Origin of the sequence: Oryzifoliimicrobium ureilyticum (assembly GCF_037199735.1) — a bacterium.
In the GTDB taxonomy this organism is placed as follows: Bacteria; Pseudomonadota; Alphaproteobacteria; order Rhizobiales; family Rhizobiaceae; genus Rhizobium; species Rhizobium ureilyticus.
In genome coordinates, this window is record NZ_JBBBVQ010000039.1 from 1 (window position 1) to 18,716 (window position 18,716).

17 protein-coding genes, 2 tRNA genes, 1 pseudogene and 1 riboswitch are annotated in these 18,716 nt (G+C 56.3%); of the genes and pseudogenes, 6 read left to right on the forward strand and 14 right to left on the reverse strand.

The window, feature by feature from the left end; translation table 11 throughout:
- Positions 1–129: 129 nt before the first annotated feature.
- Together VQ830_RS27525 and VQ830_RS27530 are read right to left on the reverse strand one after the other, a co-directional pair.
- Positions 130–203: transfer RNA gene (locus VQ830_RS27525), tRNA-Gly, on the reverse strand.
- 39 nt (positions 204–242) lie between these two features.
- A complete protein-coding gene (locus VQ830_RS27530) occupies positions 243–1,346 on the reverse strand; it encodes a 2'-deoxycytidine 5'-triphosphate deaminase (RefSeq protein WP_337271350.1) in 1,104 nt (367 codons plus the stop codon).
- Between the two features lie 74 nt (positions 1,347–1,420).
- Positions 1,421–1,499, forward strand: a riboswitch (SAM riboswitch).
- Between the two features lie 44 nt (positions 1,500–1,543).
- Here VQ830_RS27530 and VQ830_RS27535 point away from each other — a divergent pair.
- Both VQ830_RS27535 and apaG read left to right on the forward strand, forming a co-directional pair.
- Positions 1,544–2,728, forward strand: a complete 1,185-nt coding sequence (locus VQ830_RS27535) for an O-succinylhomoserine sulfhydrylase (protein WP_337271351.1) — start codon at positions 1,544–1,546, stop codon at positions 2,726–2,728.
- Between the two features lie 267 nt (positions 2,729–2,995).
- Positions 2,996–3,388, forward strand: a complete 393-nt coding sequence (gene apaG / locus VQ830_RS27540) for a Co2+/Mg2+ efflux facilitator ApaG/CorD (RefSeq protein WP_337271352.1) — start codon at positions 2,996–2,998, stop codon at positions 3,386–3,388.
- Between the two features lie 116 nt (positions 3,389–3,504).
- Here the strand turns inward: apaG and VQ830_RS27545 are convergent, their stop codons facing one another.
- The 3 genes from VQ830_RS27545 to VQ830_RS27555 form a co-directional block, all read right to left on the reverse strand.
- On the reverse strand, positions 3,505–4,494 hold the full coding sequence (locus tag VQ830_RS27545; RefSeq protein WP_337271353.1) for an Hsp33 family molecular chaperone: 990 nt from the start codon (positions 4,492–4,494) through the stop codon (positions 3,505–3,507).
- A gap of 87 nt (positions 4,495–4,581) precedes the next feature.
- Positions 4,582–5,499 carry an ornithine carbamoyltransferase gene (argF, locus tag VQ830_RS27550; RefSeq protein ID WP_337271354.1) on the reverse strand — a complete coding sequence of 306 codons (918 nt, stop codon included), beginning with the start codon at positions 5,497–5,499 and terminating at the stop codon, positions 4,582–4,584.
- A 43-nt stretch (positions 5,500–5,542) separates the two neighbouring features.
- Positions 5,543–6,742 (reverse strand): aspartate aminotransferase family protein, encoded by a 1,200-nt coding sequence (locus VQ830_RS27555; protein ID WP_337271355.1) that lies wholly within the window; start codon positions 6,740–6,742, stop codon positions 5,543–5,545.
- A 405-nt stretch (positions 6,743–7,147) separates the two neighbouring features.
- On the opposite strand from VQ830_RS27555, the gene VQ830_RS27560 reads away from it, so the two are divergent.
- The gene (locus tag VQ830_RS27560; protein ID WP_337271356.1) at positions 7,148–7,678 is read left to right on the forward strand and encodes a GcrA family cell cycle regulator; all 531 of its coding nucleotides are present in this window, start codon (positions 7,148–7,150) and stop codon (positions 7,676–7,678) included.
- 161 nt (positions 7,679–7,839) lie between these two features.
- Here the strand turns inward: VQ830_RS27560 and phoB are convergent, their stop codons facing one another.
- The 7 genes from phoB to phoR form a co-directional block, all read right to left on the reverse strand.
- Positions 7,840–8,523, reverse strand: coding sequence for a phosphate regulon transcriptional regulator PhoB (gene phoB, locus VQ830_RS27565; RefSeq protein ID WP_337271357.1), 684 nt, complete (start codon positions 8,521–8,523; stop codon positions 7,840–7,842).
- Between the two features lie 27 nt (positions 8,524–8,550).
- Entirely contained in the window at positions 8,551–9,264 is a 714-nt protein-coding gene (phoU, locus tag VQ830_RS27570; RefSeq protein ID WP_337271358.1) for a phosphate signaling complex protein PhoU, read from the reverse strand.
- A gap of 45 nt (positions 9,265–9,309) precedes the next feature.
- The gene (pstB, locus tag VQ830_RS27575; RefSeq protein WP_438618847.1) at positions 9,310–10,095 is read right to left on the reverse strand and encodes a phosphate ABC transporter ATP-binding protein PstB; all 786 of its coding nucleotides are present in this window, start codon (positions 10,093–10,095) and stop codon (positions 9,310–9,312) included.
- 22 nt (positions 10,096–10,117) lie between these two features.
- The gene (pstA, locus tag VQ830_RS27580) at positions 10,118–10,951 is read right to left on the reverse strand and encodes a phosphate ABC transporter permease PstA (protein WP_337271360.1); all 834 of its coding nucleotides are present in this window, start codon (positions 10,949–10,951) and stop codon (positions 10,118–10,120) included.
- A gap of 3 nt (positions 10,952–10,954) precedes the next feature.
- Positions 10,955–11,932, reverse strand: coding sequence for a phosphate ABC transporter permease subunit PstC (pstC, locus tag VQ830_RS27585; RefSeq protein ID WP_337271361.1), 978 nt, complete (start codon positions 11,930–11,932; stop codon positions 10,955–10,957).
- 63 nt (positions 11,933–11,995) lie between these two features.
- Entirely contained in the window at positions 11,996–13,054 is a 1,059-nt protein-coding gene (gene pstS, locus VQ830_RS27590; protein WP_337271362.1) for a phosphate ABC transporter substrate-binding protein PstS, read from the reverse strand.
- 278 nt (positions 13,055–13,332) lie between these two features.
- Positions 13,333–14,592 carry a phosphate regulon sensor histidine kinase PhoR gene (phoR, locus tag VQ830_RS27595; RefSeq protein ID WP_438618850.1) on the reverse strand — a complete coding sequence of 420 codons (1,260 nt, stop codon included), beginning with the start codon at positions 14,590–14,592 and terminating at the stop codon, positions 13,333–13,335.
- A gap of 324 nt (positions 14,593–14,916) precedes the next feature.
- Here phoR and ppk2 point away from each other — a divergent pair, with 324 nt between their 5' ends.
- Positions 14,917–15,798: a polyphosphate kinase 2 gene (gene ppk2, locus VQ830_RS27600; protein ID WP_337271363.1), complete on the forward strand. Its 882-nt coding sequence runs from the start codon at positions 14,917–14,919 to the stop codon at positions 15,796–15,798.
- 135 nt (positions 15,799–15,933) lie between these two features.
- On the opposite strand, the gene VQ830_RS27605 is transcribed toward ppk2, so the two are convergent.
- Positions 15,934–17,109 (reverse strand): hypothetical protein, encoded by a 1,176-nt coding sequence (locus VQ830_RS27605; RefSeq protein WP_337271364.1) that lies wholly within the window; start codon positions 17,107–17,109, stop codon positions 15,934–15,936.
- Between the two features lie 260 nt (positions 17,110–17,369).
- On the opposite strand from VQ830_RS27605, the gene VQ830_RS27610 reads away from it, so the two are divergent.
- The gene (locus tag VQ830_RS27610) at positions 17,370–18,326 is read left to right on the forward strand and encodes an NAD(P)H-dependent flavin oxidoreductase (protein WP_337271365.1); all 957 of its coding nucleotides are present in this window, start codon (positions 17,370–17,372) and stop codon (positions 18,324–18,326) included.
- A gap of 109 nt (positions 18,327–18,435) precedes the next feature.
- A tRNA-Thr gene (locus VQ830_RS27615) sits at positions 18,436–18,511 on the forward strand.
- A 44-nt stretch (positions 18,512–18,555) separates the two neighbouring features.
- Here VQ830_RS27615 and VQ830_RS28900 read toward each other — a convergent pair.
- A pseudogene (locus VQ830_RS28900) lies at positions 18,556–18,716 on the reverse strand (transposase); the annotation flags it as partial.

Sequence of the window (18,716 nt, forward strand, 5' to 3'; positions counted from 1 at the left end):
ATGATCTCGGATATATCGACTTGGAACAGAGGACTTTGCAAACCATCGACAACCCGTTCGGCACGAGGTTGTTACCTATGTCTTAGGAACAGATTGTTACCTATGTATCCGGGTTGGACAGCTAAGATGTGGAGCGGGTGAAGGGAATCGAACCCTCGTATTCAGCTTGGGAAGCTGCTGCTCTACCATTGAGCTACACCCGCATGCCCTCCAGTTTCAACACAAGGCCAACGCTGTCAAGATCAATCCGATTTGATGCGGAAGTGTTTGGAAAGTTTCAGGCCCTGAGCCTGATAGTTTGAACCGAGGTCGACGCCGTAAAGGCTGGAAGGCCGCTCCTGCATGTGTTCGTAGACGAGCCGACCCACGATCTGCCCATCTTCGAGAATGAAGGGAACTTCGTGGCTTCGGACCTCGAGCACGGCTCGGCTGCCGCGTCCGCCAGCCGGTGCGTGACCAAATCCTGGGTCGAAGAAGCCGGCGTAATGAACACGGAACTCACCGACGAGCGGATCGAATGGTGTCATTTCGGCCGCATAGTCCGGCGGAACATGGACGGCTTCGCGTGACACGAGGATATAGAACTCATCGGGATCGAGGATAAGCTCATTACGCCCACGGCTGCTATACAGCGGCTCCCAGAAATCGAAGACATCGTGCTCTGCCTTCTTGTCCACATCGACAACCGCCGTATGGTGCTTGCCGCGATATCCGATCAGGCCGGCTTTATCACCGGCAAGATCGATCGAAAGCGCTATACCGCCACCCGTCACATTGGGTGTGGCACTTGCCACCAGGGTCTCGGTCGCATGCAGCGACAAAAGCGCCGGCTCGTCAAGAAGCGACAAGCCCCGCCTGAAGCGAATTTGCGACAGGCGAGAGCCGCGCCGAACGACGATCGGAAAGGTCCTCGGACTGATTTCCAGATAAAGCGGGCCTGAATAACCGGCAGGAATCTTATCGAACTCCTGTGCGTAATCGGCGATGACACGCGTGAAGATATCGAGGCGACCTGTCGAGCTTTTTGGATTGGCCGAGGCCGACATATCGCTCGGCAGATCGAGCGATTCCATCAAGGGCACGATATAGACACAGCCGGTTTCAAGGACTGCACCTTGCGTCAGATCGACAACATGCAAGCTTAAACGGTCGAGCTTGTCCGCAACGCGGCTGGAGGGGCCAGGCATAAAGCTTGCCCTGACGCGAAACGCCTTTGCACCAAGCCTCAGATCGAGACTGGCCGGCTGAATTTGATCGTCATCAAGCGGTCGCTCCGCCGCAAGTCGTCCACTCTCAAAGAGAGACGAGATTGACCGATCTGCCAGAATTCCAGTTTCACGCACCATTTTTATCTTCCGCTTATCGCGCTGACAAAACCAAACTCCGGCGATTGACGCAAGAACGCAACGGCAGTATTGGGTATTTATCCCGTGGTGATTTGGCCGGTCGGCTTGCAGCCACGTTAAATAAGTGGCTAAAAAGACCGGGTGGAAACCGGTCTGCTTTTGCGGCCGGTTTTTTTGTTGTTTGAAAGTGGTAGATCATGACCAAGACTTGGCGCCCGGCAACCCAACTCGTTCACGGTGGCACGCTACGCTCTCAATATGGCGAAACCTCAGAAGCGATCTATCTGACGCAGGGCTTCGTCTACGAAACGGCTGAGGCTGCAGAAGCGCGCTTCAAGGGTGAGACGGATGGCTTTATCTACGCCAGATACGGCAGCCCGACGAACGACATGTTCGAAAAGCGGATGTGCGCCTTGGAAGGCGCAGAAGACGCACGCGCCACCGCTTCGGGCATGGCCGCCGTCTCGGCCGCTATTCTCTGCCAGCTGAAGGCAGGCGATCATATTGTTGCTGCACGCGCCTTGTTTGGCTCTTGCCGTTGGGTTGTGGAAACGCTCGCTCCCAAATACGGCATCGAATGTACTCTGGTGGATGGGCGCGATCTCGGCAATTGGGAAAAGGCGATCCGCAAGAATACGAAAGTCTTCTTCCTGGAAAGCCCAACCAACCCGACGCTGGAAGTGATCGACATTGCAGGCGTTGCCAAGCTTGCCAATCAGATCGGCGCAAAGGTGGTTGTCGACAATGTTTTCGCAACGCCGCTATTCCAGAAGCCGCTGGAGCTCGGCGCGCATGTGGTTGTGTATTCAGCGACCAAACATATTGACGGACAGGGCCGGTGCCTAGGCGGCGTCATTTTGTCCGACAAGCAGTGGATCGACGAAAACCTGCACGATTATTTCCGCCATACCGGCCCGGCGATGTCGCCCTTCAACGCCTGGACGCTGCTCAAGGGAATTGAAACCCTGCCGCTTCGTGTGCGCCAGCAGACACAGAATGCAGCGCGCATCGCTGATTTCCTTTCCGAGCGGCGAGAAATTGCGAAGGTCATTTATCCAGGCCGGAAAGACCACCCCCAGGCAGAAATCATTGCCAAGCAGATGAGCGGTGGCTCGACACTGGTTGCTTTTGAGGTGAAGGGAGGAAAGGAGGCCGCCTTCGCGCTGCAAAACGCATTGGAGATCGTCAAGATTTCCAACAATCTCGGCGATGCGAAAAGCCTGATCACGCATCCGGCAACGACGACACACAAGAACCTGTCGGATGAGGCTCGTGCGGAATTAGGCATCTCTGCCGGTATTCTGCGCTTGTCCGCCGGTATCGAAGATACCGACGATCTGCTTGAGGATTTCGACAAGGCTCTCTCGGCGATCAGGGCGTAACGCGTATCTGCGCCGAAGGCTCGGTGTCTTACGAAGCCTTCGCGGCTCACTCTTCGTTTCGCTCAATAGTCTCTTGAGCGGAACGACAAATGGTGACCTCGACAGTGTCGGAAGAGTGCCTTCGCCCTCGGCCCATTACGGGCGGTAACCTTCCGCGTTAGGCTTAACAAGAGCTAAATGATGCATTTTCTCTCCGTTTAGACATAATACGCTACTATGAAACTGGCCAAAAAGGTTGCCAGGCGAATTTGCATCACGGTGTAAGACATGTATCGCGCCCTTACGCGAAATATTGAGGTGGTTGTCGAGCCATTTTACCTGGAGGAGCAATCCGATCCAGAAGACAGCCGCTACGTGTGGGGCTACCGGATCGCGATCACCAATCAATCTGATTTGACCGTCAAGCTCATCAATCGGTACTGGAACATCACGGATCAAAACGGTGTCGTGGATGAAGTCTCCGGACCGGGCGTCGTGGGCGAACAACCTGTTTTATCGCCGGGAGACACCTATGAATACTCATCCGGCTGCCCTCTGGACACGCCTTCAGGCCTGATGTTCGGCCATTACGAGATGGAAGCCGACAATGGCGAGGTTTTCGAAGTGAAAATCCCCGCCTTTTCCTTGGATTCGCCCGGTCTTCTGCGTACGCTGAACTGAAATATTCGGGATGGGCGAAAGTCCGAGCAACCCGTCGTCAAAGCATAGGCCCGAACATCCATTGGACCTTCCGGCCTGACTTAGGAGAGCAGCTTGTCCACTGCTCCCACGCTTGATCAAGTCGCCGGAAACTCATCCGGCTTGAAGCGGTAAACCGTTGAGCAAAACTCACACGTCACAGCAATTTCGCCGTCTTCGGTGCTTGCCTCGATTTCCTCAGCGGAAAATCCTTCAAGAACGCTCCTGATCTTGTCTTTCGAACAGCTGCAGCGATCGAAGACCTGTTTTGGCTCGTAGACGCGAACGCCCCGTTCGTGGAACAGTCGGTAGAGCAAGCGTTCTGTCCCGACCTGCGGATCAGTCAATTCGTCAGCGTCAATCGTTTCGACCAGCGATCGAGCCTCAGACCAGGAATCGTCCTCCTGGTGAAGAGTCGATCCGTCATCGCCGTCACCGCCGTGCAGATCCGGTTGTCGCATCCGGTCGGGAGCTTCAGGCAGGAATTGTGCAACAAGACCACCCGCCCGCCAGTGATGGCGCGCTTTTCCGTCCTCACCTCTGTCGAAAAGCTCGGCAGCAGCAAGTCTCACTCTCGTCGGAATTTGCTCCGACTGGCGGAAATAGGTGCCGGCAATCTCCTCGAGGGTGGCGCCATCGAGCGCGACAATTCCTTGGTAAGGCTGCGCAAAGCGACCCTGATCGATGGTAAACGCCAGGACGCCCCGGCCAAGCAGCTGCTCCGGCTCGGCTCGACCTTCTGCTACCGCTTGCCGAAGCGCTGCCTCGTCAAAGCGCGCATAGGCACGGACATTCTCCGGCGTAGAGAAATCAGCGACCAAGAGATCGACGGGACCATCGCCTTTTGTCTGAACCGTGAACTTGCCTTCAAACTTCAAAGAAGTTCCCAGCAAGACCGTCAGGACGATCACTTCGCCCAATAGCCGAGCAACGGGCGCCGGGTAGTGGTGCCGCTCCAGAATTGCGTCCAGCATCGGACCAAGCTGAACGGCACGACCGCGTACGTCGAGCCCTTCCACCTGAAAGGGTACAACATGATCGTCGCCAGCCAGGGTTAGATCTCCCAAAGTGACGGCGGTGTCTGCCATGGTTTTACTCCTCAACATCTGCCGGAGACAAAGCCTGCCGGCCCGCGGTTCACCACGGGCTCTAGCCGGCGTGGCAAGCGGTAGGGTTCAGATTGCTCCCAGGCACCAAGCAAGAATGGACTTCTGCGCATGCATACGGTTTTCTGCTTCATCGAACACCACGGACTGCGGGCCGTCGATCACCTCGTCCGTCACTTCCTCGCCACGATGGGCCGGCAGGCAGTGCATGAACAACGCATCCTTGTTCGCCCGCGCCATCAAGGTGGGATTCACTTGGAATGGTTGGAAGACATTATGACCTCGAGCCCGATGCTCCTGGTTCATGGAAACCCAGGTATCGGTCACTACGCAATCGGCGCCTTCGACCGCACGGTCGGCATCATGATAGAGCCTGATCTCGGCACCCTCATTGCGAGCCCAGTTCAAATAGTGATCCTTCGGCTCGGAACCAAGAGGTACCGCCATATTCATTTTGTAGCCGAAACGGGCTGCCCCTTCGACGAGGGAATGCAGGACATTGTTGCCATCACCGGTCCAAGCAATTGTCTTACCGCTGACAGGCCCACGATGTTCCTCAAAGGTCATGATGTCAGCCATGATCTGACACGGATGGGTATCATCCGTTAGAGCATTGATGACAGGCACCGTTGCATGCTCAGCAAGCTCCAGAAGACGAGAATGCTCTGTTGTGCGGATCATGATGGCATCGACATAGCGCGACAACACCTTTGCCGTATCTCCAATGGTCTCCGCTCGTCCAAGCTGCATTTCCGTCCCAGACAGGAACAGGGTTTCGCCGCCGAGTTGACGCATACCGACGTCGAAGGATACGCGTGTTCGCGTCGAAGGCTTTTCGAAGATCATGGCCAGCATCTTGCCCGCCAGCGGCTTGTCGGCCGAGCCAGCTTTGAAGGCCTGCTTGCGCGAAAGCGCATCATTGAGAATATGCCTAAGATCCGGCGAAGAAACAGCCGAAAGATCGAGGAAATGCCGAGTTGAAGTCATATCAATACCCATTGCGTCCTTAAGGAGGACTAAAATCCCTATCTCAAGCGGTCTTGCGGGCCGATTTCATACGCAGGCTTTCAGCCGCCTGCTCGATCCGCGACAGCGCCTCTCGTGCGTCCTGAGCCGTCACCACGAGGGGGGGCAACAAACGAACGACATTGTCGCCAGCTGTCATCGCAAGCATCTTGTTTGCTCTGATGGCCTGCAGCAGTTCACCGACCGGAACCGCGGCCTTTATACCGAGCATTAGGCCTTCTCCACGCACATCTTGAATGATGTCAGGATATCTGTCCTTCAGCGAAGCAAGTCCCTGGCGCATGACAAGCCCGACATCGCGGACATTTTGCAGGAAGCCGTCTTCGAGCACAACATCGAGAACCGCATTGCCAACCGCCATAGCGAGCGGATTGCCGCCATAGGTCGACCCGTGGGTACCCGCTACCATGCCCGACGCTGCTTCAGCCGTCGCCAGACACGCGCCCAGCGGGAAGCCGCCGCCGATGCCTTTTGCAGCAGCAAGAATATCCGGTGTAACGCCGTAGATTTCGTGCGCAAAAAGCCGGCCGGTCCGCCCCATGCCGGATTGAACCTCGTCGAGGATCAGGAGCAAGCCATGTTCGTCGCAAATCTGGCGCAGGCCCTTCATGAAGTCAGGCGTGGCCGGATTGATACCGCCCTCGCCCTGTATGGGCTCGACAAGAATGCCTGCCGTTGCGTCTGTTATAGCTGCGCGCACTGCATCGAGATCGCCAAATGGCACCTGATCGAAGCCTGGAGCCTTGGGACCGAAGCCCTCCAGATACTTTTCCTGCCCGCCGGCCGCAATTGTCGCAAGGGTGCGGCCATGGAAGGCGCCCTGGAAGGTGATAATATGATAGCGTTCTGGATGGCCCTTCGCGAAATGGTAACGACGCGCCGTCTTGATTGCGCATTCGAGCGCTTCTGCTCCGGAATTCGTGAAGAACACCTTATCGGCGAAACTTGAATCCGTTAGCCGCTTGGCAAGGCGTTCCTGCCCCGGAATTTCGTAGACATTGGATAGGTGCCAGACTTTGTCGGCCTGCTCTTTCAGAGCGGCAACAAGATGCGGATGTGAATGACCGACCGATGTCACAGCAACGCCCGAACCGAAGTCCAGATATCGCTCGCCGCCTTCTGTGATCAGCCATACGCCCTCGCCTCGATCGAAACGCAGTGGAGCGCGGGAGTAGGTCTCATAAAGCGGCGTGGTCTCTGCCATGGCGCAGTCTCCGTCGAACAAAGATAAAATGGGAGCCGGCTAATTGCCCCAAACCCAGAAATTAAAAATGCCGCCTTTCGGCGGCGTCTTCACTATCAATCTTCCGCACTGCAATGTCAATAAAACTCGACCTTTAGGCTAAAACACAATAGACCGCGCAGAACGGTACATTTGAACAATGTTGCATAAAAGACTCTCTCAGCAAGCAAGTTGGGGAAAAGATTCGCTGCGATTCGACCGACTCTTGTCACGGAGTCAGCCTCACACTAGGTTAAAACTCAATTACTAGACTGCATAGCGGCGGAACTAGTCACCTAAATGTTGAAGCGTTTCCTACGTCGGACATCGTCCAACGTAAGGCTGACGGATTCTATCGTCACGAGGCGCAGAAAGGCGGATATAGGCATGAATTGGACGGACGAGCGCGTCGAAAAGCTGAAAAAGCTTTGGGCAGAAGGTTTGAGCGCAAGCCAGATTGCAGCACAACTGGGCGGCGTCAGCCGCAACGCGGTGATCGGGAAAGTCCACAGGCTCAACTTGCCCGGTCGCGCTAAAGCTGGTGGCAGCAGTGCCGCAGCCCGTCCGCAGAAGCGCCCAGCGCCCGTTGCACCGCGCGCTACAGGATATCCTCAGCGTGCCCAGACGCGCCCTGCTGTTCGCAGCCAGGAAGCGGTTGTCGTCAAGCAGGAAGTGGATGTCGAAACGGTTGCCGTGCGCCGGCCTTCCACGGACGTCGTCGTGCCAATTTCTCGTCGCCTTGGCCTCACGGATTTGACCGAACGCACGTGCAAGTGGCCTGTTGGCGACCCGCTTAAAGACGACTTTCACTTCTGCGGCTGTGAGGCTTCCGATAGCTCGCCTTACTGCAATTACCACCAGAAGCTGGCCTACCAGCCGGTTTCCGACCGCCGCAAGGTTGCGGCACGGGTCGCTTGATCCACACCGCCTCCGTGATCTTTCAAGCGGGCCTTCGGGCCCGTTTTTCGTTTGGTGAACGCATTCCGCCCGGTGCCCCCCGAAATCGATCAACGAAAATGCCGGAGCTTGGCCCCGGCATCCCGTCACTAACGTTTTTCAGAAGTTACGAGGATGCCAGCTCAGGCTTCCATCGAATAACCCGCCCCGCGGACAGTCCTGATAACATCCTGCATGTTGGAAAAGTTCAAGGCCTTGCGGAGCCGTCCGACATGGACATCGACGGTGCGTTCGTCGACATAGATGTCATGGCCCCAAACGCCATCGAGCAGCTGGGAGCGGGAGAACACGCGTCCCGGCGAGGTCATCAAGAACTCAAGCAGGCGGAACTCGGTCGGACCGAGACGGACCTCCCTCGTCTTGCGATGCACGCGGTGCGTCTCGCGGTCAAGCTCGATGTCGCCGCACTTGAGAACCGTCGACAGGACCTCGGGCTTTGCTCTGCGCAGCATTGCCTTGACGCGTGCAATGAGTTCCGGCGTCGAAAATGGCTTGACGACGTAATCGTCGGCGCCCGTCGATAAGCCGCGGACGCGTTCGCTTTCTTCGCCGCGGGCCGTCAGCATGATGATTGGAAGGCGCTCGGTTTCCGGCCGCATGCGAAGGCGGCGGCAGAGCTCAATTCCAGATACGCCCGGCAGCATCCAATCGAGGATGAGAAGGTCAGGCGCCCGTTCCTGCAAGCGAATTTCCGCTTCGTCACCGCGTCCGATCGTTTCAACGTCAAAGCCTTCGGCCTCGAGGTTATAACGAAGGAGGACGCTGAGCGCCTCCTCGTCTTCAACAACTGCAACTCTCGGTGTCATTAAAATAGCCTCTGCGTTATCAAAAATTTATTCAGTCACGGCACCGACCGTGTTGGCAGTATCGTCCTTCGGACGCTCGCCTTCCGGCTGTGCCCCGGTTGCCATGTAGTAAATCGTTTCTGCAATATTGGTGGCATGATCGCCGATGCGCTCGATGTTCTTGGCACAGAACAGCAAGTGCGTGCAGCTCGTGATGTTGCGCGGATCTTCCATCATGTATGTCAGGAGTTCGCGAAACAGCGAGGTGTACATCGCATCGATTTCTTCGTCGCGCTCACGGATCGATGTCGCTTTGTCCGGCGCCCGATTGGAATAGACGTCCAGAACCTCCTTAAGTTGCACAAGGGCGAGTTCAGAAAGATGTTCCAGCCCGCGCGCCAGCTTGCGAGGAACGCCAGTACTTTGAACGGCGATCACGCGTTTGGCGGTGTTCTTGCCAAGATCGCCGACCCGCTCCAGATCGGCAGCGATACGGATGGACCCCATGATTTCGCGCAGGTCAGCCGCCATGGGCTGGCGGCGTGCGATGGTGATGATCGCCTTTTCGCCGATTTCACGCTCTGCACTATCGAGTATGACGTCGTCCGAGATCACTTTCTGGGCAAGGGCGACGTCACCGTTCACGAGCGCGCGCACGGCGTCCGAAACCATTTGTTCGGCAAGACCGCCCATCTCGGAAATGCGGCGGGTCAGATACTGAAGGTCGTCGTCGAAAGCCGACATGAGATGTGTGGATGGCATTTTCGTTCCTCTTAACAACGGCTGCTGAGTGACGAGACGCCGAAATCAGCCGAAACGTCCGGTGACATAGTCCTGCGTGCGCCGCTCGCGCGGCGATGTGAAAATCTTCGCGGTTTCGTCGAATTCAACGAGTTCACCGAGATACATGAAGGCCGTCTGGCTGGAAACGCGGGCAGCCTGCTGCATGTTGTGCGTGACGATCACGATCGTATAGTCGGCACGCAACTCGTCGATCAGCTCTTCGATCTTTGCTGTCGACAAGGGATCGAGAGCGGAAGCCGGCTCGTCGAGGAGAATGATCTCAGGTTTCACGGCAACTGTACGGGCAATGCAGAGACGCTGCTGCTGACCGCCGGAAAGGCTCTGTCCGCTGGCGTGCAGCTTGTCCTTGACTTCATTCCAAAGGGCGGCGCGGCGCAATGCCGCTTCCACACGCTCGTCCATTTCAGCCTTGCCGATGCTTTCGTAAAGCCGCACGCCGAAAGCAATGTTTTCGTAGATCGACATCGGGAACGGCGTCGGTTTTTGGAACACCATCCCAACCTTTGTGCGCAGCAGGTTGAGGTCCTGCGAGCGGTCGAGAATGTTTTCTCCGTCGATCAAGACCTTCCCGTCAGCCCGCTGTTTCGGATAAAGCTCATAGATGCGGTTGAGTACGCGCAGGAGCGTCGACTTTCCGCAGCCGGATGGGCCGATGAAGGCGGTGACGCTGCGCTCTGGAAGCGAAAGCGAAATGTTCTTCAGCGCTTTCGTCTCGCCATAGTAGAAGTTGAGACCTTGGATCTCGATCTTGGTTTTCTGAGTCACCGGTTGCGGGACTGTCTGTTCCATCGAAGCCATCTTCGCTACTTTCCTATTTGCGTCCGGTAAGGCTGCGAGCAACGATGCTCAAACCCAGAACTGTCAATGTGATGATAAGGGCGCCGGTCCAGGCCAGATCCTGCCATTCCTTGTAGGGGCTGAGTGCGAACTGGAAGATCGTGACCGGCAGGCTTGCCATCGGCGCATTGATGTTGCTGCTCCAGAACTGGTTGTTCAATGCCGTGAACAACAGCGGCGCAGTTTCCCCGGAAATACGGGCGATGGCCAAGAGAACGCCCGTTACCATCCCGGAAAGCGCCGCTCTGTAGGCGACCGAACGAATGACGATCCAGCGCGGCGCGCCGATTGCCGTGCCCGCCTCACGCAGAGCATTCGGCACCAGATTGAGCATATCCTCGGTGGTGCGCACCACCACAGGAATGACGAGAACGGCAAGGGCAATCGATCCGGCCAGCGCCGAGAAATGCCCCATTGGCCGAACGACCAATTCGTAGATGAAGAGGCCCACAACGATCGATGGCGCCGACAGAAGAATGTCGTTAATAAAGCGCACCGCCGTAGTCAGTCGCGTGAAGCGTCCGTATTCTGCCATGTAGGTGCCGGCGAGGATCCCGATCGGCGTGCCGACGATGACGGCAATTACGGTAACGATCAAGCTGCCCATAATCGCGTTGAGCAGGCCTCCTGCTTCGCCCGGCGGTGGCGTCATTTGCGTGAACACGGCGATCGAGAGACCGGAGAAGCCTTTATACAGCAAGGCACCAAGGATCAGAGCAAGCCATAGAAGGCCGATGCCAGCTGCGACAGCGCAGAGCCACATCATGATGCCATTGGTGGCTTTACGACGAGAATAGATACCGGACATCGATCAAGCTCCCGCCTTCCGTTCGATCCGCATCAGCATGTAGCGCGCCAGAGCAAGGATCAGGAAGGTGATAAAGAAGAGGATTAGACCGAGCGCGATCAGCGACGACGTATAAATCTCGCCATCCGCTTCGGTAAATTCATTGGCAATTGTCGCCGAGATCGTAGTGCCCGGCGCAAAAAGGGAGCTGCTGATCCGGTGCGCGTTGCCGATCACGAAGGTGACGGCCATGGTCTCACCAAGTGCGCGGCCAAGGCCGAGCATCACACCGCCCATAATTCCGACCCGCGTATGCGGAATGACGATGCGACGTACCACCTCCCACGTCGTGCAGCCAATTCCGTATGCAGACTCCTTCAAGACCGAGGGAACGGTATCGAAGACGTCTTTGCTGATCGATGTGATGAAGGGCAGCACCATGATCGCCAGGATCAGCGATGACGTCAAAACGCCGATGCCATAGGGCGGCCCGGCAAAAACGCTCGACAGTCCCGGAATGTCCTGAAAGGCATCAATCAGAAAAGGCTGGAAATGAGTCTGGAGGAATGGGGCGAAAACGAACAAGCCCCAGATGCCGTAGATGATGCTCGGAATGCCAGCCAGTAGCTCGACAGCAATAGCGATCGGGCGCCGCAGAGGGCGTGGACAAAGCTCGGTCAGGAACACGGCGATCCCTAGTCCGATCGGCACGGCAATCAGAACGGCAAATGCCGAGGTGACCAGCGTTCCGTAAATCGGAGCAAGGGCGCCGAATTTTTCAGTGACCGGGTTCCAGCTTTCAGTCGTCAGGAAGCTGACGCCGAAATTCGCAAGTGCAGGCCAAGCACCGACGACAAGCGAAACCGCAACGCCGCCAAGGAGCAAAAGCACGAGAATAGCTGCTGCACGCGATACGCCGTGAAACAGTGCATCCGTCAGCGCAAAACGCCGAACAACCTTTTCACGTCTGGTGTCGACGTGCTCCGCAACTGACAAGGTCATGCCCCGTATTCCCCAAGAAAACACACAAAAGAGACGGGGAGAGGCAACCTCTCCCCGCTGAGATTACTTAGAAGCGAAAACCGGCTTGCCATCCTTGCCAACGATTTCCTTGGCCCACATTTCCTCAACGCTCTTTACAACCGCTTCCGGCATTGGAACGTAATCGAGTTCGGCAGCCATCTGAGCACCGTTCTTGTAGGACCATGCGAAGAACTTCAGAGCTTCCGCAGTGGCAGCAGCATCTTCTGGCTTCTTGTACACCAGGATCCAGGTTGCAGCCGTCATCGGCCAGGAGTCAGCACCCGGCTGGTTTGCCAAGATCACGCCGTAGCCCGGCTTGGAGCTCCAATCAGCGTTGGCAGCAGCAGCGGAGAAGGACTTTGCCGTCGGCTCGACCTTCTTGCCATCCTTGTTCAGCATGTCGGCATAGGTCAGCTTGTTCTGCTTGGCATAGGCATATTCGACGTAGCCGATCGAACCCTTTGCCTGCGTGACGTTGTTGGCAACGCCTTCATTGCCCTTGGCGCCGATGCCGACCGGCCATTCGAGGGCCGTATTGACGCCAACCTTGTCTTTCCAGTCAGCGCTGACATCGCCGAGGTAGTAGCTGAAGTTGTAGGTGGTGCCAGAGCCGTCCGAACGGTGAACGACAGCAATCGCCTGCGAAGGAAGCTTCGCGCCTGGGTTCAGCTTCTTGATCGCTTCATCATCCCACTTGGTGATCTTGCCCATGAAGATGTCGGCGAGCGTCTTACCATCGAGCACCAGTTCGCCGGGCTTTACGCCCTCAATGTTGACGACAGGCACGATGCCGCCCATCACCATCGGGAACTGAGCAAGACCGATGGATTCCAGCTCTTCGCCCTTCAAGGGCGCGTCCGATGCGCCAAACGTGACGGTCTTGGCCTTGATCTGCTTGACGCCGCCGCCAGAACCGATCGACTGGTAGTTCAGACCGTTACCGGTTTCCTTTTTGTAGGCATCAGCCCACTTTGCGTAGATTGGATATGGGAAGGTCGCGCCAGCGCCGGAGATGTCAGCAGCTTGCACAAGGCCTGCGCCGAAGCTCATCGAAACGGCGATCGCCGCAGCAAGAGCAACAGGGCGAGTAAAATAAGTCATGGATGTCTCCTCAAAGATATCTTCGGTCCCTACCCGGCACCGCCGAATGAAGGGCGGAATGACACGGATTACGTCGCTGCACCGCCATGAGAACAGAGGATGAGACCTCTTCTCCCATGGCTAAGTCCATTCGTTGAAAATCCACCGAGCCTGTCTGACCGGCTTTCCGCCCGACTGTGATAAACTGACAACGCATTCCTTCTATGTCAGTTTGACGAAGGATTTATGACAGTCTATCCAATTGTTTTAATTGTATAATTTTTTAGACACACGAAATTTCAAAATCTGACCGTAAATTCCGTGCCTTTGCCAAGCTCCGACTTGACGATCAATCTGGCGCGATGACGCGTCAGGATATGCTTAACGATTGCGAGCCCAAGGCCCGTGCCCTTCTTCGAGCGACTGTCTTCAACACTTACTCTGTAGAAACGCTCCGTCAGGCGCGGAACGTGTTCGGCGGCAATCCCGGGGCCTTTGTCGACCACACTGACCTCGACCGGATCGCCAGGAACAGTCTTGACATAGACGTCGACCTTTTGCCCCTCCTGCCCGTATTTGCATGCGTTCTCGATCAGATTTTCGAAAACCTCATGTAGCTCGTCTCGATCTCCGGTGACCTCAGCCTTTCCTTCAGGCAGGTGCAGTTCGATCTCGACCCCAACATCCTCCGCCAATGGCAGAAGCGAATCCCGCACATGCTCAAGGAGCGGCACGAGATCGACCTTCGCATCCGGTGCGATGTGGGATTTTAGCTCTAACCTTGAAAGAGACAGGAGATCGTCCACCAGACGGCTCATACGGGTCGCCTGATCGAGCATGATTGCCAGAAAGCGCTCCTGGGCCTTGTGATCGGACTTGGCTGGGCCCTGAATGGTTTCGATGAAGCCGCGCAGAGAGGCAAGTGGCGTGCGCAATTCGTGACTGGCATTCGCAACGAAGTCAGAGCGCATCCGGTCGATGCGTCGCAACTCCGAAATATCGCGGAACGACAGGACGAAGAGGCGCTGTGTTTCGCCATCATTCATGCCTTGCGGGATGTCCACGGGACAAATCCGCACGATGTAGACGCGTTCTGACGGCAGCCGCTCGGAATGCTCGATTTGATTTGCTGCATTTGTCGCGATCGTTTCGCGCACCATGTCGAGAATGCCTGGAGAGCGAAGGAGCGAAGAAATATGCGCTCCAAGAACAGCCTCGCCAAAAGCACGTTCGGCGGCGCGGTTCTGAAACTGCACGGCGGCATCGTCGGAAAGCACCATGGCCGGGATATCCAGTGCGGCCAAGGTCGCCGACACCTGATGCAGAGCGTTCTCGTCGCGCTCTGTCTCCTCTTGATGTTCAACGGGAAGATCCTGAACGCGTTCAGATCGTGGCCAGAAGACCGCGACGGTCATGACGAGAACGAAGGCGAGGACACTCCAAGGGTTAAGTCCCGCAACAAGCGTAACGCCCGCGACCAATGCGGTCGCCAAAAGAACCGGAGCATCGGCTCTGGCACGGGCAATGAGAGCATCCGTTCTTGAGCTTTCTTCCGCCACATCATTCTCCAGGCGATTCGTACTTTGACAGCTTTTGAATCCTGCTTGATATGCTCAGTTCATGACAGAAGTATTCGGCCAATCCTAGATCTTGCTCAGAACACCGCACATCAAATTGATATCGGCCAACCGGCAAACGTCGCAGGACGCGATCGACCTGAAGGGCCCGTTGCGAAAAATGAACATACCGAAGGTCGAACGCGTTACCCGAGCGTTTGGGCGGCTTACCGGATGGGCCTTGCGCTCGATGCGATCGTCCCGCACGGTAAAAAGCTTTTTGGCAATAATGTCCTAGATGAAACATCGATGTAGCAGGAGAGTCTTATGACCCAGGATGTCGAAAGCAGGGAAGTCGAGCTGGAAGTTCACGGCAAGAAACGCCTTTTCGATGTCGACGATCCTGTCCTGCCCAAATGGATTGACGAAAATGCTCTGGAGTCCGGAGGCTTTCCCTACAAGAAGAAAATGAAGGGCGACGAATATGATGAGGAGTTGAGCAAGCTGCAGGCGGAGCTTGTCAAAGTACAATTCTGGCTCCAGGCGACCGGAAAGCGCGTGATGGCTCTCTTCGAAGGGCGCGACGCGGCTGGCAAAGGCGGCGCGATCGCGGCTTCGTCCGGGCATATGAACCCACGACTTGCGCGCGTCGTCGCTCTTTCGAAGCCCAATGATCGCGAGCAGGGACAATGGTATTTCCAGCGCTACATCGCACAGTTTCCGACGTCAGGCGAATTCGTTCTGTTTGATCGCTCCTGGTATAACCGGGCAGGTGTCGAGCCTGTTATGGGGTTTTGCACGCCGCAGCAATATGAAGATTTTCTGGTGCAGGCGCCTCAACTCGAACGGATTATCGTCCACGAAGGCATTTTCTTCTTCAAATTCTATCTCGATATTGGCCGCGAAATGCAGCTGAAGCGTTTTCATGACCGACGGCACGATCCGCTCAAAATATGGAAGCTCTCCTCTATGGATCTAGCGGCGCTCACCAAGTGGCACGATTACAGCGAGAAACGGGACCGGATGCTGAAAGAAACGCACAGTGACTTCGCACCTTGGACCGTCGTGCTGGCGAACGACAAGCGCCGAGCCCGCCTGAATTTGATCCGCCATATGCTTCAAGCCCTAGATTACGACGGCAAAGACGAGGACGCGATCGGCAAGAGCGACGATAAGATCATCGGATCAGGTCCGGGCTTCCTGAAGTAACACAACTTGGTTCAAGGATCTGCGGCAATGCTGGCGCGTTGAGCAGGATGCGTCGATCTCGAAAATATTCCCAACGTTTTTCGGGATTGCTCCTTGATTTTCAGACCGATGCTGCCGCCTGTCATCAGGCGGCACTTATTCGCCGGGCAAAATCCTCACGGAATAAAGATCGATTCCGTTTTGATCTCCATCGACATCGCTGTTGATGAAAAGCGTGCCTGCATTACCTGGGGTAGCGCTTCGGTCAAAACGGACCTGCAGAAGCACATCCTGTTTTTGCCGCGTAACGCGAAAGCGATGACGGGCGCAGTCGCCGAGCGACTTGAAATCACACTCGACGGTAATTTGCGTCGGCTTGTCGGTTGAGGCCTGCAGCGTCACCGCGATCGTCGAGGATTTGCCTTGAAGCTTGTCCAATATATCCGCCGGGATGGGTATTCCAGCACTTCCGTCTTTGTCCGAACTCCTGGAGATCAGGCGGATCGCCGGACCTTCGGCTTCCGATACGGGCTGAGTTTGCAAGGAAGAACCTTTGATCAACTTCCCGCTATCTGACGCCTGGAAGACCGATATCCAGTCCTGAGAGAAATTGTTCTGTGGGTCGATCGAAGTTCCCGTCGGAGGTCCCCCGGCAGTGTTTTCATCGCCGTCGTAATCCTCTGGCGCAGTGGTTGCGGGCGGATTGGCAACGCTGGTGTCGCGCTGCGAAGGAGAAAGCAAGAGCCCCGAGGTTTTCACCCACCAAGCTCCGATGCCGATGAAGGCAAGAACGAGACACCAGAGCAGAAGGCGCGAGAAGAACTTCCGCGGCTTGCGCGTCACAACGGCGCGCTCGGGGCGAAAATCGGCGGACGGCTTCGCTTTTGCCTGGGTGGGACGCGCCTCTGCAGTCGGCGCAATATCGAGGTCTGCCCCACGAGCGCTCACCCCATCGAGCGAAGCATCGTCATCGACGTCTGGCTGATACGGCGTGTGGCGCGTCTCACCGCCCAGAGAAACCTCACTCGGCGACGCTCGCCGTGAAGAGGGTTCGGGTATTTCGACTTCAGGAGGAACTGGTACTTCGGACGGCGGCGGGGGGCTCGGCCTCGGCGGGTGAAGCCTTGCACGCTCCTCCGCCTCGATCTTATGGATCACCTCTTCCAGCCTGTGGCGATGGCCGGCCACGGTCTGGGGATCGGTAATATCCTGCTTGCGCAATCCGGTCTCAAGCGCCTGGCGCGCCGACTGGTAAATCCTTGCTCGCGCCTCTGGATTATCGCGATCAGCGCCTTCGAGCGCTGTTCTGATAGCCGTTTCCAATCCGCTCACACCAGGTCCTTCATCGTGCCGCCGAGCCGACATGGGTCCAGCTCTCAATTCTTTAAAGCGGTAACCGTCCATTTTGCAAACCGCAAGCCTCGTCGGAGATTACGCTTGCCTCATCCGGAGAAATTAACAGCCTGCACCGCCTTGAAGAGGAATATTTCCTACTGCTCTGCCCGGACACCAAAAGGAAGAGACCCGGCTTTTCCAAATGGAAAAGCTCTGCTATTTCTTACCTTTCCGTAAACGTCAATTGATGGTGATGCATGACTGTTCCTTCTGTCTTATCGCAACTGAGACTTCCGGTAATCGCATCTCCATTGTTTATCATCTCTCATCCGGCTTTGACGATTGCGCAATGCAAGTCGGGTATTGTCGGTTCTTTTCCTGCACTCAATGCCCGGCCTGAAAGCCAGTTGGACGAATGGTTGGCGCAAATAACCGAAGAACTTGCAGCGCATAATGCGGCGCACCCAGAAAGACCTGCCGCACCTTTTGCAGTGAACCAGATTGTTCATATGTCGAATAAGCGCCTGGAACACGATCTCGGTCTTTGCGTGAAGTACAAAGTACCAATCGTCATTTCCTCGCTCGGCGCTGTCCCTGAGGTCAACGCTGCCGTTCACTCCTATGGCGGCATCGTTCTGCATGATGTCATCAACAACCGGCATGCCCATTCAGCAATCCGCAAGGGAGCGGACGGATTGATTGCGGTGGCCGCTGGCGCAGGAGGACATGCCGGCAGCCTCTCGCCCTTTGCACTCATTCAGGAAATCCGCGAATGGTTCGACGGCCCTCTGCTTCTTGCGGGGGCAATCGCGACGGGCGGCGCGATCCTTGCCGCCCAAGCGATGGGCGCCGATCTTGCCTATATCGGCTCCCCCTTCATCGCGACGGAAGAAGCGCGTGCCTCTGAAGCTTATAAGCAGGCCATCGTCGAAGGCACGGCCGCCGATATCGTTTACTCCAATTACTTCACTGGGGTTGCTGGAAACTATCTGAAACCATCCATCCGCGCTGCAGGCCTCGATCCCGACAATCTGCCACAGGCCGATCCGTCGAAGATGGATTTTGAGAGCGCATCCAGTGGCGCCAAGGCTTGGAAGGACATCTGGGGCAGCGGCCACGGCATTGGGGCTGTGAAAGCCGTCCAGCCGGTTTCACAACTTGTGGATCGCCTCGCCGGTGAATATCAGCAAGCCCGTCAGCGGCTTTCTCTCTGATTGCCTATGCTGCAATCTGCAGGTTTTTTTCCAAATGGACGCTTGAATTCTTCGAGCAATGCCTGTATCAGCGCCCTCACATCGCCGATAGGCACAATGCCTGCGATTTGCCGCTTTAGCTCAGTCGGTAGAGCACATCATTCGTAATGATGGGGTCAGGTGTTCGAGTCACCTAAGCGGCACCAGTTCTTTCCATGTCCAACCCGGATACATAGGTAACAATCTGTTCCTAAGACATAGGTAACAACCTCGTGCCGAACGGGTTGTCAATGGTTTGCAAAGTCCTCTGTTCCAAGTCGATATATCCGAGATCATAGCGCATGAAGCTGACGAGCCAAATACCATCGTCGACTTCCTTGAGCCCGAGCCTCTGTCCTGCCAGCACCGTCG